The 1,107-nt window shown below is 45.7% G+C and carries 1 protein-coding gene; it reads left to right on the plus strand.

Features of this window, described 5'->3' with window-relative positions; translation table 11 throughout:
• Positions 1-394: 394 nt before the first annotated feature.
• The coding region (locus A3756_RS24170; protein ID WP_231875629.1) for a capsule assembly Wzi family protein at positions 395-1,107 on the plus strand (713 nt) is incomplete at its 3' end.

Genomic DNA, 1,107 nt, shown 5'->3' on the forward strand with positions numbered 1-1,107 from the left:
CACAGAGAGGCCTGCGGCCTACACAGAGAAAAGATAAAAACAGAGAAAAGATAAAAGCCTTTTTAGGTGTGTCTCAATCTCTTCCTCTGTGTAGCGAAGCGCTCGGTGTCCTCTGTGGTTCATCGGTTTATCACTTAAAGATTAAGACATAAAAGACGGTTCACCACCGAGGGCACAGAGAGGCCTGCGGCCTACACAGAGAAATGATAAAAGCTTTCTTTAGATGTGTCTCCATCTCTTCCTCTGTGCAGCGAAGCGCCCGGTGTCCTCTGTGGTTTAAGTTCTTTTCGCTTTTACCTTTAAGTGCAAAACCCCTATAATGCCCAGCCATAGAATCAACCACTAAAAAGTCTAATTCGTGTCTATCAAATCTAAGCTTCTCAGCACCCTTGTAATGTCCCTTTCTCTTGTTATGGCTGCCACGGTAAACGCTGCGCCATGGATTGATGTAGGTGACCTTAGGCTTCGAAATAATCTTCAGCTACTCAATGATGCAGAAGTGATCGATATCTCTTTAACGACCTGGCCGCTTATGTGGGCGGACGTAAAAAGTGCATTAGCAGAAGCTGATCACTCGAAGCTCAATTCAGCACAAAAAACTGCGATTAGAGAATTACGCTTTGAGCTACGTAAGCAGACTAAGTCCGGTATTAAAAAAAGCCTTGAAGTGACAGCGGGCAGTGCTAGGCCATTATTAAGAGATTTTGGTTCTTTCCAGCAAGAAAAAGGAGAGATCCATAAAACAATGGAAGGTGATAGTGAAAGCTTTGCCTTCAGGCTTCAAGCTAATGTCATGACAGACCCTGGTGATGATGCCGTCCAGACAGACTTTTATGGCTCCTATTTGGCTGGCGTGCTGGGCGGTCGTGATGGCAACTGGGTATTGGGTGTTGGCGCAGTCGATCAATGGTGGGGCGCGGGTTCTCAGTCGAGTTTGATCCTGACAAATAATGCAGATCCGGTGCCGAGCGTATTCTTAAGAACCAAGCAGGGGCAAACCTTTGAAACACCATTGCTTTCTTGGTTAGGAGAGTGGCAATTTGTATCTTATATTGGTCAGCTAGAAAGTAAGCGTACAATACCTGAGGCAAAACTTACTGGCATGCG

The organism is Oleiphilus sp. HI0086 (assembly GCF_001635225.1).